Raw genomic sequence first — 21,588 nt, 5'->3', positions numbered from 1 at the left:
CCCGAGCCGGTTTCCATTGAAAATTCGCGGGAGAAGGAGCGTTGGAGCACTATATCAAATGGCTCGATGAGCTGGGGATGAAGGATCTGGACCAGGTGGGAGGCAAGAACTCCTCACTGGGCGAGATGATCAGCGAGCTGTCCGACCTGGGCGTGAGCGTTCCCGGCGGATTCGCCACCACAGCGGATGCCTTTCGCGAATTCCTCGCGCAATCCGGCCTGGCGGAACGCATCGGCACGGCGCTGGACGCACTGGACGTCGACGACCTCAAGGCCCTGGCGGAGACCGGTCGGCAGGTGCGGTCCTGGGTCATGGACACACCCTTCCCCGCCGCGCTGGACCAGGCCATCGAAACCGCCTGGGCCCAGTTGTGCGAAACCGCCGGAACGGAACCCGCCGTGGCCGTGCGCTCCTCGGCCACCGCCGAGGACCTGCCCGACGCTTCGTTCGCCGGACAGCAGGAAACCTTTCTGAACGTGCGCGGCCTGGACCAGGTGCGCGAGAAGATCCACGAGGTTTTTGCTTCCCTGTACAACGACCGCGCCATCGCCTATCGCGTGCACCAGGGATTCACCCATGCCGACGTGGCCCTGTCCGCCGGCATTCAGATCATGGTGCGTTCGGACATCGGTGCCAGCGGAGTGATGTTCACCCTGGACACGGAATCGGGCTTCCGCGATGCCGTTTTCATCACTGCCTCCTACGGGCTCGGCGAGACCGTGGTTCAGGGCGCGGTGAATCCGGACGAGTTCTACGTGTACAAACCGGCGCTGGCCTCAGGCCACGATCCCATGTTGCGCCGCAATCGCGGCAGCAAGGCGATCGAAATGGTCTACCAGTCGAACGGCAGCGGCGTGGAGACACGCGATGTCGAGGATGAACGCCGGCTGGCCTTTTGCATCAGCGACGACGAAGCCGTCGCACTGGCCCGCCAGGCCGTCACCATCGAGCAGCACTACGGCAAGCCCATGGACATCGAATGGGCCCGCGACGGCGAGACCGGCAAGCTGTACATCGTCCAGGCCCGGCCGGAAACCGTTCGCAGCCGCGCGGGTAACGTGGTCGAACGTTACCGTCTGAAAGACAGCGGCGCCAAACTGTGCGAGGGCCGCAGCATCGGACAGCGCATCGGCGCCGGCACCGCCCGGGTGATCCAGTCGATCGCGGAAATCGAACAGGTTCAACCCGGCGACGTGCTGGTCACCGACATGACCGATCCCGATTGGGAACCCATTATGAAACGGGCCTCGGCCATCGTCACCAACCGCGGCGGGCGCACCTGTCACGCGGCCATCATCGCGCGCGAACTGGGCATACCGGCGGTCGTTGGCTGTGGTGATGCCACGACCTGTATCGAAGCCGACACCGAGGTTACGGTTTCGTGCTCGGAGGGCGACACCGGCTTCGTCTACCGCGGCCTGCTGGAATTCGAGGTACACACGGACGCCCTGGACAAACTGCCGGAACCGCCGCTGAAGATCATGATGAACGTCGGCAATCCCGACCGGGCCTTCGATTTCTCGCAGATTCCCAATGCCGGCGTCGGCCTGGCTCGTCTGGAATTCATCATCAACCGGATGATCGGCGTGCATCCCAAGGCCCTGCTGGAATACGACCGACTGGACGAGTCCACCCGGGCGGACATCGGGCAGCGCATGGCCGGATATGCCGATCCCGTGACGTATTACGTCGACCGGCTGGCTGAAGGCATGGCGACCATCGCCGCTGCGTTCGCACCCCGCACGGTCATCGTGCGCCTGTCGGACTTCAAGTCCAACGAATACGCCAACCTGATTGGCGGGCGCAAATACGAGCCGGACGAAGAAAACCCGATGCTGGGTTTCCGCGGTGCATCCCGTTACGTTGCCGAATCCTTCCGCGACTGCTTCGAACTGGAATGCCGCGCCCTGCGCAAGGTGCGCGAAGACATGGGTTTGACCAACGTCTGGGCCATGATTCCCTTCGTGCGTACCCTTGAAGAGGGCCGCGGCGTGATCCAGACCATGAAGGACTTCGGGCTGGAACAGGGCAAGCACGACCTGAAAATCATCATGATGTGCGAACTGCCGTCCAATGCCCTGCTCGCCGATCAGTTCCTGGACATTTTTGACGGCTTTTCCATCGGCTCCAATGATCTGACGCAGCTCACCCTGGGACTGGATCGCGACTCGGGCCTGATTGCACATCTGTTCGACGAACGGGACGAGGCGGTCAAGGCCCTGCTGTCCCTGGCCATTCGGGCCTGCCGCGAACGCGGCAAGTACGTCGGCATCTGCGGCCAGGGCCCGTCGGATCACCCGGATCTGGCCGAATGGCTGCTCGATCAGGGCATCGAAAGCGTTTCGCTCAATCCCGATACGGTGGTCGACACCTGGTTGCGCCTGGCCAAACACCGGCCGGCCACGTAGCGCCACGCGCAGGGAGCTTCGAACATGGCGGCCGAGGCGGCACGAGCTGCCGATCTTCGGTCCAACCAGCGGGGAGCTTCGAAACCAGGGGTGCTCAGCTGAATTGACGGCCGGGTGGATCCCGGATCGCCGCTGTGCGGCGTCCAGGGTGACGGAAGATGCGGCGTCCGGGATGACTGACGGTTAGCGCCTCCCGGTACTTTCACCCCGGCCCCGTGCCGGGGCCTACACGCTGAAGACCACTGCGGCACCATTCCCAACTCACGCACCAACCCCGGTACTGTCACCCCGGCCCCCGAGCCGGGGCCCACACGCCGAGGACCACCACGGAATCCTTCCCCACTCACGCCCCAACCCCGGTACTGTCACCCCGCCCCCCCGAGCCGGGGTCCACACGCCGAGGTCACTCGGCGGTTGAGGCGTTGCAGGCTTGCTGCGAACCTCGAAGCCGGGTGGATCCCGGATCGCCGCTGCGCGGCGTCCGGGATGACGGAAGATGCGGCGTCCGGGATGACGGACGGTTAGCGCCCCCCGGTTCTGTCATCCCGGCCCCGTGCCGGGGCCGCGGGTCGGGAGCACCGGGAAGAGGCTAAAAAAAAGCCCGGCTATTGCCGGGCTTTTCTGGTATTGCCTGACGTTCAGGTACTCAGAACGTGTACTCCAGTTCGAGCGCGGCGTAACGGCCGATGCCGGCGCCGGAGTATACGAACACGTTGTACCAGGGCTGATCGAAGAAGTCGTGGGTATCGTCGGTCGGCGGCTTCTCGTCGAACAGGTTCTGGATGCGAATGCGGGTGAGCAGTTCGTCGGTCCAGTTGTACGAAGCCGTCAGGTTGAACGTGGTGTAGGAATCCACCCACCAGTTCTCGGTCGCGTAGTAGTCCTCGCCCGATACGTTACCCGTGCAGCCGTTGGTGGCCGTGGAGCAATTGAACACCGTGGAGCCGCCCCGGTAGATGGCCGTCAGCGTGGTCGCGAAATCGCGATACGCCCAGGACAGCGAACCGGTGAACGAGGAACGGAAGTCCCAACCACCCGCAATCGGATCGTTCTTCAGATCGGCTTCGGTTGAGGTCGGAGTCAGGCGCCGGGTGTGCGACAGCATGTTGTTGTACAGGCCGTCGAACTGGAAGATACCGGCTTCGGTGTTCACCGAGTAAGTCAGGTGAACGTCGATGAACTCCGCTTCCTCTTCGAACTGGTTGATCGACGTGACCAGCAGGGTATCGATGAAGCTGATACCGGTGGTCGGATCCACTTTGCGCTGAACCTGCTTGGCGACCACATCACACGGGGTCGTACTCGGCTCATCGCCGATGAAGCAGGAATATTCGTCGTTCAACAAGCCCTGGGTGCTCTGCTGCAGCACGCGCTGCTCCAGGCTCATGTTGGTGTAATCGACGGTCAGGTTCAGGCTCTGGTTGGCGACATTGTCGAGAATGTCCCAGGAGAAACCCAGCCACCAGCTGTCGCCGGTCTCGGCATCCAGCGGTTCTTCGCCGAATTCCTGGGCGCCAACACGCTGACCGAACACGGTGCTGGTTTCGCAATCGGCATTATCGAACCCGGCATCGGAGCCATTCGTGAACACGTACTGCTCGTAGCAGGACACGTCGTCGAACACCGTGGTGAAGAAGCCGGAACGCAGGAATACCAGCGCCATGTCCGGAGCCCGGAAGCTTTCGGTGTAACCGGCGCGCAGCAGCAGATTGCTGAGCGGGCGGAACTCGAGGCTAGCGGACGGCGTGAAATCACCACCGAACGAGGTCGATGTGCTGTCGTAGTCGTCGTAGCGGCCGGCCAGGTTCAGGGTCAGGGTGTCGAGCACCGGAATACGGACCTCGCCGCCCAGCGACCAGCGCTCGCGGTCGCCGGCACCGTTGAAGCCGGTCAGACGCCACCAGCCGGAACCGGTCAGTGACCCGGCAATCGGGTCGCCATTGGCATCGGTGGTCGGTGCGCGCTGCTGCAGCAGTTCATCCGGCACATACTCGATGCTGGAATCCTCGAACTCGGCCACCAGAGCGTACGAGACCGGACCGGACTTCATTTCGAACAGGTCGCCGCTCATGGTGAACTGAACGTACAGATCGTCCGAATTGTTGTCGTAGCGCTGCGTACCCACCACGTTGCGCAGGGCATCACCCGGGTCGGCGTAGACGTTGTTCGGATCGCCGAGGCCGAATGCCAGGCTTTCGCCCGGCAGGGTTCCGCCGGACCACCAGTCGTCGCCGAAGAACGAGACGCCCAGGTGGGTGCCGAGCATGGTGTCGATGGTTTCCCGCCACTTGAGCCAGGGCTGTGCGGTCTTCAACTCGTAATCCGAGTAGTTAACCGACAGTTCCCAGTCGTGGTAATCAGCGAACACGCCGCGCATGCCGACGACGGCCGTATAGGCGTCCTCGTCGAACTTCTGTGCCAGATCCATGCCCAGTTCTTCTTCGTTCCACAGGCGCTGGACCAGGTACCAGTCGAAGAATCCGAAGTCCACGGTGTCGGGCTGCGTAGTGTCCAGAATGTCTTCGGAAATGAACAGCCACTGATTGTTGGACTGGGCGTTGGAGGTGTAATACATCAAGTCGGTGAACAGCTCGAGACCGCTGTTGCCGATTTCCACCTTGCCGTTGAAATACGCGGACCAGGCTTCCTTTTCGTTCTGGAAGTTGACGGCCGGCGCACCGGAGTCGGGATCGCCGCAGAAGTTACCCGCGCCGGGGCGGAAGGCATAGACCAGGCCGCCACCAGACTGAGAACAAATGGCATTGGGATCACCCAGCTCAGCCGGATCGCGGTAACGGGGAAACACACCGAACGCGCTCTTGAACTGGTCGAGGATCAGCGCCGAGCGATCGTAAACGCCCTCGCCGAAGGGAAAGTCTTCCTGCTGATCATCGTACTGGTCGTAGTATTTGCCGAGGATGTCCTCGCGTTTCTGGTACTCCAGGGTGAACGTGTAACTGCCACGATCGAACAACTGTCCGTTCATGATCTGCACCCGCAGGTCGCCACGGGTCTGATCGGTTTCGGTCGGCGTGCCCCACAGCACATTGACGGTGGTCTCGTCGATGTCCGAACGCAGGATGATGTTGATCACGCCGGCAACGGCATCGGAACCGTAAATGGCCGAAGCGCCCTGGGCCAGTACCTCGATGCGTTCGACCGACGCGATGGGAATGGCGCCGAAATTGAACACCGTGGCATTGGACTGATAGGCGGCCGGATAGTTGGTCAGACGACGCCCGTTGATCAGAACCAGGGTGTTGCCGACACCAAAGCCGCGCAGATTCAGGGTCTGCACGTCGGGAGTGAACAGCGCCGATTCCGGGCCTTCGAATTTGAAGCCGTTATTGATGGTCAGGTCACTGAGCGCTTCGAACACCGTCGTGTAACCGCGATCGGAAATCTGTTCTCGGTCTATGGTGATCACCTGCGCGGGGCCCTCGATGTCGGTGCGCTTGATGCGCGAACCGGTGACCGCGATGCGGTCGAGGTCGGCGGAATCGTCTTCATCGTCGGATTCTTCCTGGGCCAGTGTCGCGCCGGAAAACATCAGCACGAATGCCAGGAGCAGAATCTGCCAGATGGAAAACTCGGTACTTCCCCTGCGAGTCATCTAGTCTCTCCTTAGTCGATGATCTGAAAATGGACTGCAAGTTCTGAGCGCCGCTGCGGATACGGCTGCGTATGTGCCTTGCATTAAATTATTGTTAAGGCGTGGCTATTCTAAGCCGTCAGGAAACCCATTTGCAACACATTCGGGCCGTTTGAACCATTCGGATCGGAACCGACTTACGGCCTTCCAATTGCCCTTCGAAACCGGCTGAAACGGGCGCTAGCCGTGCTCTTTCACCGTCCCGCCCAGCACGCCCATGAAACTGCGGTAATGACGCAGTTCGGCAATCGATTCGCGGATATCGGACAGCGCCTCATGGCGGCCTTCCTTGTGCAAACCCTTCAGCACCTCCGGCGCCCAGCGCGCGGCCAGTTCCTTGATGGTGCTGACATCCAGGTTGCGGTAATGAAACCAGGCTTCCAGTTCCGGCATCTGGCGTGCCAGAAAGCGCCGGTCCTGGCAGATGCTGTTGCCGCACATGGGGGAAGCACCCTGCGCGCTCCATTTCTCCAGGAACTCCAGGGTGGCGCGCTCGGCCAGGGCCGTGTCGATGTCGCTCGTCAACACCCGCTCCCACAAACCGGACGCCGCGTGGTGTTCGCGGTTCCAGTCGTCCATCGCCTGCAGGGCGGACAGGTCGTGGCGGATGGCGTAAACCGGACCCACCGCGAGTTCCTCGAGGTCGGGATCGGTCACGATGGTGGCAATCTCCAAAATGGAATCCGAGCCGGTATCGAGCCCGGTCATTTCCAGGTCGATCCAGATCAAACGGTCGCTCAGGTTACTGCTCATAATCGCCTCGCCGCTGCACCGGGGCACTATAACAACGTGCGGCCGGCCGATGCCATCTGCGGGTACAATGGCGCCGCCCGATCCGGGTGCTGCCAGAGACGCGATGAGCACGATGGACCCAACACGGCCGGAAGGTGTGATGCGCGTGGCGTACGGCGGCCAGGGCGTCGTGCAGCGTGAGGACGGCGAACGGCTGCCGTGCCGTTTCAGACGCTCGGTGGGACGGCCGTGCTGCGGCGACCGGGTCCGCCTCGAGCGGGCCGGCGCCGACGACTGGGTGGTGGCTGAAATCCTTCCGCGGCGCAATGAATTCGTGCGCGGAGACGGACGCCAGCGCCGGCAGGTCATCGCCTGCAACCTCGACCAGGTGCTGGTGGTCATCGCACCCGAACCGCGTCCCAGCCGCGATCTCGTCGAACGTTACCTGGTTGCCGTGCACAGCCTGGGCATGCAACCGGTGCTGGTGATCAACAAGGCGGAACTGCTGGATGCGTCGGCAGGGCTCACAGATACAGCGCAGTCACCTCCATTCAGCCGCGTCGCCGAATACCGCCGGCTCGGCTACACCGTGGTGCACACCTCAACCAGGGCCGCGCCCGGCACCGACGCCCTGGCACCCCTGCTGCACGGGTCCACCAGCATTCTGGTCGGCCAGTCGGGAGTGGGCAAATCATCCCTGGTCAACCGCCTGATTCCGGACCTCGATCTGCAGACCGGCGAACTCTCCCGGGCGACCGGCAAGGGAACCCACACGACCACCACCACCATTCTGTACGAGTTGCCGGATGGTGGTGCCCTGATCGATTCGCCGGGCGTGTGGGAATATGGGCTGTGGGCCATGTCGGCGCGGGAACTGGCGGCTGGCTTCCCCGAGTTCTGGCCCTACGTCGGGCAATGCCGTTTCAACGACTGCCGCCACCATGGCGAACCCGGCTGCGCCGTCGATGCGGCGATGGGCGAAGGCGCAATACCCGAATGGCGCCTGTCCGCCTACCGCCGACTGCTGGAACAGGCCTGACCACGCCCGTCCGCGGATTGCAGACGTGGCTCTCAACACAGGCGCCGCAGCGGGAAGCAAGGCCCAAACTCTGCTATATTCGAAGGCATCGCGACTTGAAACCGGAGGCAGTGACATGACAAGGATGGTTCTGACACTGATGTTGGCGTTCCTTGCGCCGCAGGCCGTAGCCGACGTGTTGCTGATCGAAGAGGTGCGTCAGGCCGAACGGATGGAAGTGCCGGAAAACGGCATGACAAAGGCTCAGGTGGAAGCCCGCTATGGTGCCCCGAGCGACCGGCATGCCGCCGTGGGCGACCCGCCGATCAGCCAGTGGGAATACGAACGGTGGAGCGTGTACTTCGAATACGACCGCGTGCTGTTTACCGTTTTGCACCGCGGCGAAGTCATCGAACCGCCCACCAGGAACGGCTGATAAACCGATTCGTCCCACCGGCACCCGCCCGGTGGAAACCGTATGCGGCCGGCGCCTGTGCCGGCACCACCCGCGCCAGAACCCGTGCCCCGCGGCATGATCTGCGGTATCCTTGCGCCCTTTTCCCCAGGGACCGCCAGGCTCGCCCAATCAGGTCATGTCAACCTCAACCGAAAGCACCAGCACGGACGTCGAACTGACTGCGGCAGCGTCGGCCGTTCCGGCGACCCCAGCTGACACCGAAAAGAACGCGTCATTGGAGCAACCCGTGCGCACGCTCCGGCGTGACGGCACCGAGTACACCTTGATCGGCACCGCGCACGTCTCGCGCGCCAGCGCGGACGCGGTGGCGGAACTGGCGCAGTCCGGACGATTCGACGCCATTGCCGTGGAACTGTGTCCGGCGCGCTTCGAGGCGATGACCTCAGAGCGGAAATGGACCGATCTGGATCTGTATCGGATCGTGCGCGAAGGCAAGGCGGGGCTGGTCATGGCCAACCTCGCGCTGAGCGCCTACCAACGACGCATTGCCGAGCAGTTCGGTATCGAACCCGGCGCGGAAATGCGCGCGGCCGCGACCGCTGCAGCCGAGCAGAACATACCGCTGCAACTGATCGACCGGGATCTCGCGCTCACCCTGCGGCGCAGCTATGCCAGCGTGCCGTGGTACAAGCGCATGTACCTGATGGCCGGGCTGGCCCTGGGCATGGTCAGCTCCGATGAAATCGACGAAGAAGCCATCGAACGTCTCAAGGAAGGCGACATCCTGGAGTCGACTTTCACCGAATTCGCTCAGCAGTCGCCAGAATTATTCGAAGCGCTGATCCGGGAACGCGACCGCTACATGGCTGCGCGGCTGCGGCAGGAGAACCCACCCGTCGATGACGGTGAACCGGGCAACGACGGCTCCGCTGAGCCACGGCGAGTCCTGGTCGTGATCGGTGCCGGCCATATGGAAGGCCTGGTCGACCACCTCGGGGAAAGCGAAGAAAGCCCGGCCGCGGAATGCGCGGCACTGGAGGCCTCACCGCCGCGCGCCCGCTGGCCGCGGATCATCCCGTGGGCGATCATGGTCCTGGTGCTGGCCGGATTCGCCATCGGCTTTTCGCGCAGCCCGGAACTCGGCTGGCAACTGGTACTGATCTGGGTGGCGATCAACGGCGGCCTGGCCGCGGTTGGAGCGCTCATTGCCCGCGGTCACCCACTGACGGTACTCAGCGCCATCGTCGCCGCGCCACTGACTTCGCTCAACCCGACCATCGCCGCCGGCATGGTAACCGGGCTGGTGGAATCATGGCTGCGCAAGCCGCGCATCGCCGATCTGGAGCGCCTGCATCTCGATATCGTGACCGCGGCCGGTTGGTGGCGAAATCCCGCCACCCGTATTCTGCTGGTATTCTTTTTCTCCAACCTGGGTTCGGCCATTGGCACCTGGGTGGCCGGTTTCAAGATTTTCGAAGCCCTGAGCTGACGGAGATTCAGTCATGACCGCGCTGGCGCCCTTCCACATCGGACCGTACCGCATCGACACGCCGCTGGCGCTGGCGCCGATGGTGGGGGTCACCGACCGCTGCTTCCGGCAATTGTGCCGCGAACTCGGCGCCGGCTACCTGGTGACCGAAATGCTGGCATCCAATCCGGTGCTGCGCGAAACCCGCACCTCGCGGCTGCGCGGCGATTTCGCCGGCGAGCCGGAACCGGTGGCGGTGCAACTGGCAGGCTCCGAACCGGACTGGATGGCCGATGCCGCCCGATACAACGCGGATCGCGGCGCCGCCATCATCGATATCAACATGGGCTGCCCGGCCAAGAAAGTCTGCAACAAGCTGGCCGGATCGGCCCTGCTGTCCGACCCCGAGCGGGTACGGGCCATCCTGGAAGCCGTGGTCGGCGCCGTCGATGTGCCCGTCACCCTGAAGATTCGCACCGGCCCGAACCGGGACCAGCGCAATGGCGTGGAAATCGCCCGCATGGCCGCCGATATCGGCATCGCCGCGCTGGCGGTTCACGGCCGCACCCGAGCCGACCGTTTCCGCGGCGAGGCCGAGTACGAAACCATCAGCCGCATCTGTGAGGCCGTGTCCATCCCGGTTTTCGCCAATGGTGACATCGACAGCCCGCAACAGGCCGCCGAGGTTCGCCGCCTCACCGGCGCAGCCGGCCTCATGATCGGGCGCGCCGCACAGGGCAATCCGTGGATTTTCCGCGAGATACGCCACTTCCTGGAACACGGCCACTGCCCCGCCCCGCCCCCGGCGGCGGAAGTGCACGCGGTGATGAAACGCCATCTGCGCCACCTGCACGCCAGCTATGGCGAATCCGTCGGGGTGCGGGTGGCGCGCAAGCACATCGGCTGGTACCTGCAGGGCCGGCCCGGCGCCGGCCCCTGCCGCGACGCCCTGATGCGCACGGAAAGCGCCGCCGGCCAGTTCAAGCTGCTGGCCGCCTACTTCGCCTCGGACGCGGCGGCACAGGCACCCGGGCGGCAAGCCGCATGAGGCGAATCGCGCCCACCCGGGGGCGGTTGCCGCTGGCGGGCATGGCACTGCTCATGCTGCTTGCCGCACCGCTGACACACGCCGCTGAGACTGCGCCCGCGCTGGCGGGCACCTGGGTATCCATACTGCCACCGGCACTCGCCATTGGGCTGGCGCTGACGCTGCGCCAGGTGATTCCGGCCATCTTCTTCGGTGTGTGGTGCGGCGCCTGGGCCATGAACGGATTCACGCTGCCCGGCTTGTGGACGTCGCTGTTCGACTCGTTCCAGGTTTATGTGCTGGAGGCTTTCGCCGATCGGGATCACGGCGCCATCATCCTGTTTACACTGATGATCGGCGGCATGGTCGGAATCGTCTCACGCAATGGCGGCATGCAGGGCATCGTCAACCGCATCGCCCACTTCGCCGATTCGGCACGACACGCCTGCCTGGCCACGGCCTCCATGGGCATGGCGATTTTCTTCGACGATTACGCCAACACCCTGGTGGTCGGCAACACCATGCGCCCGCTGGCCGATGCCAAGCGGGTCTCGCGCGCCAAGCTCGCCTACCTGGTCGATTCCACCGCAGCCCCGGTTTCCTGTGTGGCGGTCGTGACCACCTGGATCGGTTACGAGGTCGGCCTGCTGGGCGACACCATGGAGCGCATTCCCAACCTCGATATCGAGGCCTTCCTGCTGTTTCTGTCCACGCTGCCTTACAGCTTCTATCCCATACTCGCGATCGTCTTCGTATTCATGATCGCGGCGAGCGGGCGGGATTTCGGCCCCATGCTGGCGGCCGAGCGCGCGGCGCGGGCCGCGGACCCCGGGCAATCCGAATCCGTGGACTCGTCGATGGCCGCGGACTGTGAACCCATTGAACCGATTCCCGGCAAACCGCAACGCGCCTTGAATGCCATCCTGCCAATCGTCATGCTGATCGCCGGCGTGGTTGGAGGGCTGTACATCACCGGCTCGCAAGCCACCGACGCGGTGGACCCGGGCCTGCGCGACATCGTTGGTGCCGCCAACAGTTACACCGCGTTGATGTGGGCATCCCTGTTGGGCGCCTTCACGGCCGGGACGCTGACTCTGGCCCAGCGCATCATGTCGCTGCCGGAGTTGGTGGACGCCTGGTACAAGGGCATGCGCTCGATGCTTTACGCGATGATCATTCTGCTGCTCGCCTGGTCGTTGAGCAGCGTAACCGAAGACCTCGAAACCGCCGCGTTCCTGGTGCGGGCACTCGGCGATACCCTGGCGGTGGAATGGATGCCGGCGCTGGTGTTCATCCTGTCGGCGCTCACGGCCTTCGCCACCGGCTCCAGCTGGGGCGCCATGGGCATCCTGGTGCCGCTGACCCTGCCGCTGACCTGGGCGGTCATGGGCCTGAACGGCATGCAGGGTCCGGAACACATGCACATCCTGTACAGCTCGGTCGCCGCGGTACTGGCCGGCAGTGTCTGGGGTGACCACTGTTCGCCGATCTCCGACACCACCATACTGTCGTCGATGGCCAGCGGCTGTGATCACATCGAGCATGTACGCACCCAGTTACCCTACGCCCTTACCGTCGGCGCAACCGCCATCGTTCTGTGCAGCCTGCCGGTGGCCTATGGACTGCCCTGGTGGCTCGGTGTCCTGGTCTCCGTCGGGGTGCTTTATGCCACGCTGCGAGCCTTTGGACGCCTGGTCGAGCCTGCCGGCACACCACTGCCGGAATCCGCACCCACAACAGCCCCCGGCAACCGCCAAAGCTGAACTCACGAACCATGACTGCTTCACCGTTTACCGCCCGCCTGCCGGCCGGCGACCAGCCCGTCCGCTGGAGTGGCCTGCACGGCAGCAGCCGGGCCCTCGCCCTGCAGGCCGCGGCCCGTGCCCACGACGGCCTGATCCTGGTCGTCACCCGGTCCAGCCATCAGGCGCGCATCCTCGCGCAGGATCTCGAATTGCTGGCACCGGGCGGGCCCGAAGGCGCCACCGACATCCTGCTGTTTCCGGATCACGAAACCCTGCCTTACGATCCGTTTTCGCCCCATCCGGACATCATCTCCGAACGGGTGGCCGCGCTGGCGCGGCTGGTGTCGATGCAACGGGGACTGGTCCTCAGTTCGATCACCGCCCTGGCCCAGCGGCTGCCGCCGGTGGATTATGTGCGCCAGCGGGCTTTCAACCTGGTCACGGGGGAACGGGTTGTGATCGATGCGTTTCGCGAGCGGCTGGCCCGGGCGGGCTACCAGAGCGCGGACCAGGTCCACCAGCCGGGTCAGTTCGCCATTCGCGGGTCGGTCATCGATCTGTATCCGACCGGCACCACCCTGCCGATCCGTATCGATCTGTTCGACGAGGAGATCGAAACCATCCGCCTGTTCGATCCGGAAACCCAGCGGACCACCGGACAGACCGACCGCATCGATCTGTTGCCGGCGCGGGAATACCCCTCGGACGAAGAGGCTTTCGATGCATTCCGGCGCGCCTTCCGGTTGCGTTTCGATGTGGATACCCGGCACGTAACGCTGTATCAGGACCTGCGTGCCGGTCACCAGCCCCAGGGGCTGGAACAGTATCTGCCGCTGTTTTTCGAAACCACGTCCAATCTGCTGGATTACCCGGGGGCACCGCTGCGCCTGGTGGTGCAGGAAGGCGCCTTGCAGGCCGTGGCCGACCACTACCGGCGCACCGCGGAGCGCTGGGAGCAGCGGCGCCACGATGTCGAGCGCCCGGTGCTCGATCCGCAGGAACTCTTTTTTACCCCGCAGGAAGTGGAAGCGCGACTGCCCCGGAGCGGCGCGGTGGAACTGGCCGACAGCAACGCCGTACCGGAAGACACGGACGGCGATGCCGGTGCGTGTTTCGCGACCCGGCCGGCACCTGAGTTGCCAATTCACGAACAGGGTCGCGAAGCCGGTACTGCGCTGAAAGACTTTGTCGCCGGCTTCGACGGCCAGGTGCTGTTCGCCGCCGATTCCGCCGGCCGCCGCGAAGTCCTCAATTCCACGTTGAGTTCGCTCGGCATGCGGCCCACCGTGCACGAGGATTACGCGGCCTTCCACCGGTCCGGCGCACATATTGGCCTCGTGATTTTGCCGGTGGAAGACGGATTCATCGCCGGCGACGACCTGGCCTTGCTGACCGAATCGCAACTGTTTGGCGGACGGGTGCGGCAGCGCGCCCGCCGCGAAGCCGGGGAGCGCGACCCGGAGGCCATTGTTCGCGACCTCTCCGACCTGCAGGAAGGCGCACCCGTGGTCCACGAAGATCATGGCGTGGGACGCTACCAGGGCCTGGAGACCCTCGAAATCGATGGCCGTCCGGCTGAATTCCTGAAACTGCAGTACGCCGGCGACGACCGGCTGTACGTGCCGGTTTCCTACCTGCACCTGATCAGCCGTTACACCGGCGCCGACCTGGACAGCGCGCCACTGCACCGCCTCGGCGGCAAGCAATGGGAAAAGGCCCGGCGCAAGGCAGCCGAGAAAGTCCGCGACGTGGCCGCCGAACTGCTCGACCTGTACGCCCGGCGCCAGGCTCGTCCGGGTTTCGCTTTCCCCCTCGACGACGCGCTGTACAACGAGTTCGCCGCCGGCTTTCCGTACGAGGAAACGCCCGACCAGCAACAGGCCATCGAGTCGGTGATCGGCGATCTGATGTCGGATCAGCCCATGGACCGGGTGGTCTGCGGCGATGTCGGCTTCGGCAAAACCGAGGTTGCGTTGCGCGCGGCCTTCGTGGCGGTCCAGGCCGGACGGCAGGTGGCCGTACTGGTTCCAACGACCCTGCTGGCCCAACAGCATTATTCCAACTTCGCCGACCGCCTGGCCGACTGGCCGGTGAAAGTCGAATTGCTGTCCCGCTTCCGCGGCGCGAAAGAGATTCGCGAGGCACTCCAACGTATCGAGGCGGGCAAAGTCGACATCGTCATCGGCACCCACCGGCTGCTGCAGCGCGATGTGCGCTTCGAGCGGCTGGGCCTGTTGGTGATCGACGAGGAACACCGGTTCGGCGTGCAACAGAAGGAACGGCTCAAGCAACTGCGGGCCGAAGTGGACGTGTTGACCCTGACCGCGACGCCGATCCCCCGCACCCTGAACATGGCCATGGCGGGCATCCGCGACCTGTCGATCATCGCCACACCACCGGCCCGGCGAATGGCGGTCAAGACCCTGGTTTCGAACTGGGACAAGGCGGTCATCCGCGAAGCCCTGGGCCGTGAACTGCAACGCGGCGGGCAGGTGTTCTTTCTGCACAACGAGGTGCGCAATATCGAGCGCATCGCCCGCGAAGTCGGAGAACTCGCCCCATCGGGCCGGCTCGCCATCGCGCACGGTCAGATGGCCGAGAAGGAACTGGAATCGGTGATGCTGGATTTCTACCGCCAGCGTTACAACATCCTGGTGTGCACCACCATCATCGAAAGCGGCATCGACGTGCCCACCGCCAATACCATCGTGATCAACCGGGCCGACCGCTTCGGGCTGGCCCAGTTGCACCAGTTGCGCGGCCGGGTGGGCCGCTCGCACCATCGCGCCTACGCCTACCTGCTGGTACCCGACCGCCGCAGCATGACCGCGGACGCCAAAAAACGTCTCGAGGCCATTGCCGCGCTGGAAGACCTGGGCGCGGGCTTCACGCTGGCAACCCACGATCTGGAGATCCGAGGCGCCGGTGAATTGCTCGGCGCCGAGCAGAGCGGACAAATCCATGAAATCGGTTTCAGCCTGTACAGCGACATGCTCAACCGCGCCGTGGACGCCCTGCGTTCCGGCAAGGAACCCGACCTGGATGCGCCGGTGCATCGCGGCATTGATATTGAACTGCACGTGCCGGCTCTGATTCCGGACGACTACCTCGGTGACGTGCCCGCCCGGCTGACGCTGTACAAACGCATCGCCAGCGCGCCCGACGAGGCGGCTCTGCGCGAACTGCAGGTGGAGATGATCGACCGCTTCGGCTTGTTGCCCCAACCGGTGAAAAACCTGTTTGCCGTCGCCGAACTGAGGCTGGCCGCCGACCGCATTGGCCTGCGGCGGCTGGACCTGGGCCCGGGCGGCGGTCGCATCGAGTTCGCCGAGGACAGTCGCGCCGACCCACAGGCACTGATCAAACTGGTGCAGCAGGAATCCACTCGATACCGCCTGGAAGGGCCCCAGTTGCTGCGCATACGTCACGGCGAGGAAGACCCGCAGAAACGCATGGAACAGGCCGCAACCCTGCTCCAGCGCCTCACCGGCTCCAGCCAGGCATAAGCCCGGCTCAGGCGCCCTCCGCATCGCGGCGTCCGGTATGACAGAGACCCAGCGCCGTCGCCCCGGCCCCCGAGCCGGGGCCTACACGCCAAGACCACTCGGTGGTTCAGAAACCCACCACCAAATCGCCAGCATGATTCCCGAAATAAACACCCAATCGCTCGCGCTTACGCCAAAACACGACGCCGGGTGGATCCCGGATCGCCGCTGCGCGGCGTCCGGGATGACGGAAACCCAGCGCCGTCACCCCGGCCCCCGAGCCGGGGTCCACACGCCGAAGTCCACTACGGCACCATTCCCAACTCACTCCCAGACCCCGGTACGGTCGCCCCGGCCTCCGAGCCGGGGTCCACACGCCGAAGTCCACTGCGGCACCATTCCAACTCACGCCCAGACCCCGGTACGGTCACCCCGGCCCCCGAGCCGGGGTCCACACGCCGAAGTCCACTACGGCACCATTCCCAACTCACGCCCAGACCCCGGTACGGTCACCCCGGCCTCCGAGCCGGGGTCCACACGCCGAAGTTCACTACGGAATCCATCCCGACTCACGCACCAACCCCGGTACTGTCACCCCGTATTCTGCTACATTGGCGGCAGGCATCGAGATCCCTCACCAGCCCGCATCGGTATCACTCGTAAACCAGGCTGGGGCCTTGGGTTGACACTTCGGTTTAGTCTGGCCAAATATCAGCTATAAATAACTATTTAACAATGAGTTACAGAGTATTTCTAAGACTGTTTGTTTTTGTGGGTGTCCTGAACCTGGGAGTCGGGGTGACAGCGCTTGCCGCGGCGGAAGCAGAGGAGACGGAAACCCGTTACCGGGTGGAGTTGCTGGTGTTGCGCCATCTGGATTCGACGGCCGATCCGCGGCTGGAGGAGTACTTCCGTGATTTCTCCGAAGCGCTGGATCTGCGGGCACCGAAAACGGATGACGAGGTAAGCGCCGACCCGGCCAATCCGGCTGCGAACGAATCCACAGCGAATACCGCATCCGGCCCTGGCGACCGGACCGAAACCGGGTCCGGCGAGGTGTTGGGGCAGAGCAACGGCGATAAGCCCGGGACTTCTGATCTCTCGCAGCAAGGTGCTGGTGATTCCGCCATTGCTGACGCCGGGGAACCACCGTTGGGGTCTGCCGGCGACGAGATGATCGAGGAACCCCCTGAACCGGTCGCGACTCTCATCGAAGAGCCGGGCGAGACCCTGAGCGACGCGTGGCGACGGCTGCGTCAGAGCGCTGGATTCCGGCCGCTGCTGTATTTCTCCTGGGAACAATCGGAAAACGAACCCTTCCCTTCTCTTCGGGTCCACGACGACGAGTTGTTGCACGAGGATGATCCCTGGGCGGAACTGCGCCTGCCATCCGACCCCGCCTCAGGCGCCTTGGCCGGCAGCCAGCCCCCCGCGGAGTTTGGCGACGTTCCGTCGGGCCCGGTCCCGTCCTCGCAGATGCCCAACGCGCAACCGGCCGGGGAGACACCGCCACCTGAAGCAGCGGGAAGTCACGCAGCGACTGACACCGCCCTGCCCGATCCACGCCGCTTCTACCGATTGGACGGCACGGCCCGCCTGCGTCGATCCCGTTTTCTGCATCTGGAACTCGACCTGGAGTGGCGCGAACCACAATCACCCGGGATCGCGTATCCGGACGCTCTGGATTCCGCGTCCATCCCGGCTGACCCCGCACCCTTGCCCGACACCCCGGTTTCCGCTCCATCCGGCATGACCGGTCCTGTCGCTGGCGGCGACACGGCCCGCGAGACGCCTCCAGCGATCGCGGTTTACCACCTGCAGCAGAGCCGTCAGGTGCGAACCGACCAGGTGGAGTACTTCGACGGTCCGTTCCTCGGCGTGCTCGCTGTAATCAGCCGAATTGAAGTCCCGGTGGAGCCTCGAACCCCGGACGTCCAGAGCGCGGTCGGCAGGACCAACGCAGACACCCGGCGCACGAATGAGAACACCCTGACGAACCGGCCCGCAGGTGCCCTCAAACCTGCGCAATGACGCGAGCGCCAACGCACCGGCAGTCGCCGGATGGATCCCGGATCGCCGCTGTGCGGCGTCCGGGATGACGGAGAGTTAGCCCCGGTACTGTCACCCCGGCCCCCGAGCCGGGGCCTGCACGCCGAGGACCACTGCGGCACCGTTCCCAACTCACGCCCCAACCCCGGTACTGTCACCCCGGCCCCCGAGCCGGGGCCTACGCGCTGAGGTCACTCGGTGGCCGACGCGTTGCAAGTTGGCGGCTGCTCGTTATTTCAGCGTGGGTATTTCTTGCAGACGCTGCTGCGGATATCGACGCGGGGTGGATCCCGGATCGCCGCTGCGCGGCGTCCGGGATGACGGATATCGAGGTCTCCGGGAGGACGAATCTTGAGGTATCCGGGATGACGGATCTTGACGTATCGGGACGACGGGATGTGAGGTATCCGGGACGGTGGGAGTTGAGGTATTCGGGACGGTGGGAGTTGAGGTATCCGGGACGGTGGGAGTTGAGGTATCCGGGACGGTGGGAGTTGAGGTATCCGGGACGATGGGATGAGAGGTATCCGGGAGGACGGTCGTTGAAACTCCCGTCAACGAATGTGGTCATGACCTTCGGGTCTTAACCCGCCCGCTGCTGTTTGGCACAATGCCATACATACTCCTGCGAGGACCCCTTTCATGCCCGTTCCGTTCGATACCCGAATGAATCCCCCTGGCCGGCTGGACCTCCAAGGCAGACCAGGGGCCACCACCCGCCGGACAGGCTTACGAACCATGCTCGAGGATTCGTTGGTCATGGACCTGAGGCTGCCTGCACCCACCCGCCGGACAGGTTTGCGAAACCTGCTCGTGAGCCTGCTGGCGGTGGTTCTGAGTCTGCCGGCGCTCGCGGCCGAGATGCCCGACATCGACATTCCGTATGAACGCTTCGTGTTGCCCAACGGGCTGCGGGTAATCGTGCACGAGGACCGCAAGGCCCCGATCGTTGCGGTCAGCATCTGGTACCACGTCGGCTCCAAGAACGAGCCCGAAGGGCGCACCGGCTTCGCCCACCTGTTCGAACACATCATGTTCGAAGGCTCCGAGAACTACGACGACCGATTCAGCAAGCCACTGGAACAGGTTGGCGCCACCTCGCTCAACGGCACCACCTGGTTCGACCGCACCAATTACTTCGAAAACGTACCAACCCCGGCGCTGGAGCTGGCGCTGTTCCTCGAGTCCGATCGCATGGGCCACCTGCTGGGCGTGCTCACGCAGGACAAGCTCGACCAGGAACGCGGCGTGGTGCAGAACGAAAAACGCCAGGGCGACAACCAGCCGTATGGCAAGGTCGGCTACCGGGTGCTGGAAGGCCTGTACCCGCCCGGCCACCCATACCGTCACAACACCATCGGCTCGATGGAAGATCTCGAAGCAGCAAGCCTGGAAGACGTCCACGAGTGGTTTAAAACCTATTATGGCGCCGCCAATACCGTGGTGGTTCTGGCCGGCGACATCAGCCCGGAACGCGGCCGCGAACTGGTGGCGAAATACTTCGGCGACATTCCGCCCGGCCCACCACTGACCCGCATGCAGGCCATGGTGCCGGACCGCGACACCGACACCCGCGAAGTGATGGTGGACCGCGTACCGCAGATCCGGAGCTTTCAGAACTGGGCCGTGCCCGGCCGCACCACGCGCGATCGCGCATTGCTGGAACTGGCCGCCTACGTGCTCGGCGACGGCAAGAATTCGCGGCTGTACCAGGCCCTGATTTACGAGACCCAGCACGCGGTCAGCCTGTCGGTCGAAGTGGAACCCCAGGAACTGGCGAGCATCTTCACCATCGACACCACCCTGCGCCCCGGCGCTACGCTGCAGGAAGTCGACGGCATCATCGCCCATGAACTCGAGCGCTTTCTGGCCCGGGGCCCGGGCGAAGAGGAACTCGCTCGTGCTCGCTCCAAGATCAACGCATCGGTCATTCGCGGCCTGGAGCAGGTCGGCGGCTTCGGCGGCAAGGCCGGCACCCTGGCCGAGGGCGAACTGTATGACGGCAATCCCGCGTTTTACAAAACCCTGTTGCAGTGGATCAACGAAGCCAGCCCGGAAGACGTGCGGGAGGCCGCTGTGACCTGGCTTTCCGACGGGCGATATCAGCTCGACGTCATGCCCGATCCCGCTTACGCAGCCGCGGCAACCGGCGTGGACCGCAGCCAGGGCCTGCCCGTCGTCGAAGACCTGCCCGATCTGAGCTTTCCCGAAGTACAGCGGGGCACCCTGAAAAACGGCATCAACGTGGTGCTGGCCGAACGGCATGCCGTGCCGGTGGTATCGGTTTCCATGCAGTTCGATGCGGGCTATGCGGCGGACGCGGACCGGACACTGGGCACCGCCGGCTTCACGCTGGCCATGCTGGACGAAAGCACGCGCAACCGTTCCGCGCTCGAAATCGACGCTGAAGCGGAACGTCTGGGGGCCGAAATTTCAAGCGGATCGAACCTCGACATGTCCACCGTGTCGCTGTCCGCGCTGAAGCAGAACCTCGCGCCGTCGATCGAACTGTTCGCCGACATCGTGCGCAATCCGGCTTTTGCCCCGGAAGAAATGGAACGTCAGCGGGTGCGCCGGCTGGCAGCCATCGAACAGGAGAAAAACAGTCCGGTCGGTATCGCCCTGCGCACCCTTCCGCCGCTGATTTACGGGGATGATCACGCCTACGGCATACCGTTCACCGGCTCGGGCACCGAGGAATCGGTCGCGTCCATCAGCCGTGACGACCTGACGCGGTTCCACCGCGACTGGCTGCGGCCCGATAATGCCACGCTGTTCGTGGTCGGTGACACGAGCCTGGATGAGGTTCTGCCGCTGCTGGATTCCGCCTTTGGTGACTGGAAAGCGCCACGCTCGGACCTGCCGCGCAAGCACATTTCCGATGTGGAACTCCCCGCCGGGCCGCGCCTGCTGGTGGTCGACAAACCCGGCTCACCGCAATCGCTGATCCTCGCCGCCCACGTGGCGCCACCGACGGGCGTGGACAACAACATCACGATCGAGACGATGAACGACATCATCGGTGGCGTGTACTCGGCACGGGTGAACCAGAATCTCCGCGTCGACAAGGGCTGGTCCTACGGTGCGTCCACCTTCCTGCCGGATGCCCGCGGCCAGCGCCCGTTCATGGTTTACGCGCCGGTGCAGACCGACCGCACCGGTGACTCCATCCGTGAGCTGGTCGGCGAATTCGAGCGCTTCCAGGCTTCCGAACCGGCCGGCCGCGAGGAACTGACCCGGGTGGTGCGCAACAACGTGTACAGCCTGCCGGGCCAGTATGAAACCAACGGAGCGGTGCTCAATGCCCTGCTCGCCAACGACCGCTTCGGCCGTCCCGACGATTACGTCGCCACCCTGGCCGGGCAGTATCAGGCACAAAGCCTGGAAAAGGTTCAGGGCGCGGCCGAAAACGTGCTCCACCCCGAGCGGCTCACCTGGGTGGTGGTGGGCGACCGCGAGCAGATCATGGAGCAACTTCGAAACCTGGACCTGGCGCCGGTGGAAGTCATGGACAGCGGGGGACAAATCGAGGACCACCCGTGATCCGCGGTTCCGGCCCGGATCACGCGAATGCGCGGGGCGGCTG

The 21,588-nt window shown here is 64.4% G+C and carries 11 protein-coding genes; 9 read left to right on the top strand and 2 right to left on the bottom strand.

The features are described from left to right. Nucleotides 1-41 precede the first annotated feature (41 nt). Nucleotides 42-2,408, top strand: coding sequence for a phosphoenolpyruvate synthase (gene ppsA, locus V3330_RS11210; RefSeq protein WP_354695514.1), 2,367 nt, complete (start codon nt 42-44; stop codon nt 2,406-2,408). 646 nt (nt 2,409-3,054) lie between these two features. On the opposite strand, the gene V3330_RS11205 is transcribed toward ppsA, so the two are convergent. Both V3330_RS11205 and orn read right to left on the bottom strand, forming a co-directional pair. Continuing rightward, the gene (locus tag V3330_RS11205; RefSeq protein WP_354695513.1) at nt 3,055-6,021 is read right to left on the bottom strand and encodes a TonB-dependent receptor domain-containing protein; all 2,967 of its coding nucleotides are present in this window, start codon (nt 6,019-6,021) and stop codon (nt 3,055-3,057) included. Between the two features lie 219 nt (nt 6,022-6,240). After that, nucleotides 6,241-6,813, bottom strand: coding sequence for an oligoribonuclease (orn, locus tag V3330_RS11200; RefSeq protein ID WP_354695512.1), 573 nt, complete (start codon nt 6,811-6,813; stop codon nt 6,241-6,243). Between the two features lie 112 nt (nt 6,814-6,925). On the opposite strand from orn, the gene rsgA reads away from it, so the two are divergent. The 8 genes from rsgA to V3330_RS11160 all read left to right on the top strand — a co-directional run bounded on the left by rsgA (nt 6,926) and on the right by V3330_RS11160 (nt 21,545). Continuing rightward, a complete protein-coding gene (gene rsgA / locus V3330_RS11195) occupies nt 6,926-7,831 on the top strand; it encodes a ribosome small subunit-dependent GTPase A (protein ID WP_354695511.1) in 906 nt (301 codons plus the stop codon). Nucleotides 7,832-7,946: 115 nt separating this feature from the next. Further along, nucleotides 7,947-8,246: a hypothetical protein gene (locus V3330_RS11190; protein WP_354695510.1), complete on the top strand. Its 300-nt coding sequence runs from the start codon at nt 7,947-7,949 to the stop codon at nt 8,244-8,246. Between the two features lie 157 nt (nt 8,247-8,403). Further along, on the top strand, nt 8,404-9,717 hold the full coding sequence (locus tag V3330_RS11185) for a TraB/GumN family protein (RefSeq protein WP_354695509.1): 1,314 nt from the start codon (nt 8,404-8,406) through the stop codon (nt 9,715-9,717). 13 nt (nt 9,718-9,730) lie between these two features. After that, on the top strand, nt 9,731-10,744 hold the full coding sequence (dusB, locus tag V3330_RS11180) for a tRNA dihydrouridine synthase DusB (RefSeq protein WP_435791819.1): 1,014 nt from the start codon (nt 9,731-9,733) through the stop codon (nt 10,742-10,744). Beyond that, entirely contained in the window at nt 10,741-12,486 is a 1,746-nt protein-coding gene (locus V3330_RS11175; protein WP_354695508.1) for a Na+/H+ antiporter NhaC family protein, read from the top strand. The genes dusB and V3330_RS11175 overlap by 4 nt, the downstream gene beginning before the upstream one ends. Before the next feature lie 11 nt (nt 12,487-12,497). Then, nucleotides 12,498-15,974 carry a transcription-repair coupling factor gene (gene mfd / locus V3330_RS11170; RefSeq protein WP_354695507.1) on the top strand — a complete coding sequence of 1,159 codons (3,477 nt, stop codon included), beginning with the start codon at nt 12,498-12,500 and terminating at the stop codon, nt 15,972-15,974. A gap of 777 nt (nt 15,975-16,751) precedes the next feature. Next, the gene (locus V3330_RS11165; RefSeq protein WP_354695506.1) at nt 16,752-17,984 is read left to right on the top strand and encodes a CsiV family protein; all 1,233 of its coding nucleotides are present in this window, start codon (nt 16,752-16,754) and stop codon (nt 17,982-17,984) included. Nucleotides 17,985-18,761: 777 nt separating this feature from the next. Further along, entirely contained in the window at nt 18,762-21,545 is a 2,784-nt protein-coding gene (locus V3330_RS11160; RefSeq protein ID WP_354695505.1) for a M16 family metallopeptidase, read from the top strand. Nucleotides 21,546-21,588 lie beyond the last annotated feature (43 nt).

Origin of the sequence: Elongatibacter sediminis, assembly GCF_037892215.1 — a bacterium.
GTDB classification, from domain to species: domain Bacteria; phylum Pseudomonadota; class Gammaproteobacteria; order Xanthomonadales; family SZUA-36; genus Elongatibacter; species Elongatibacter sediminis.
The sequence above is the reverse complement of the archived record's forward strand: the minus strand, read 5'-3'. Positions and strand labels throughout refer to the sequence as shown.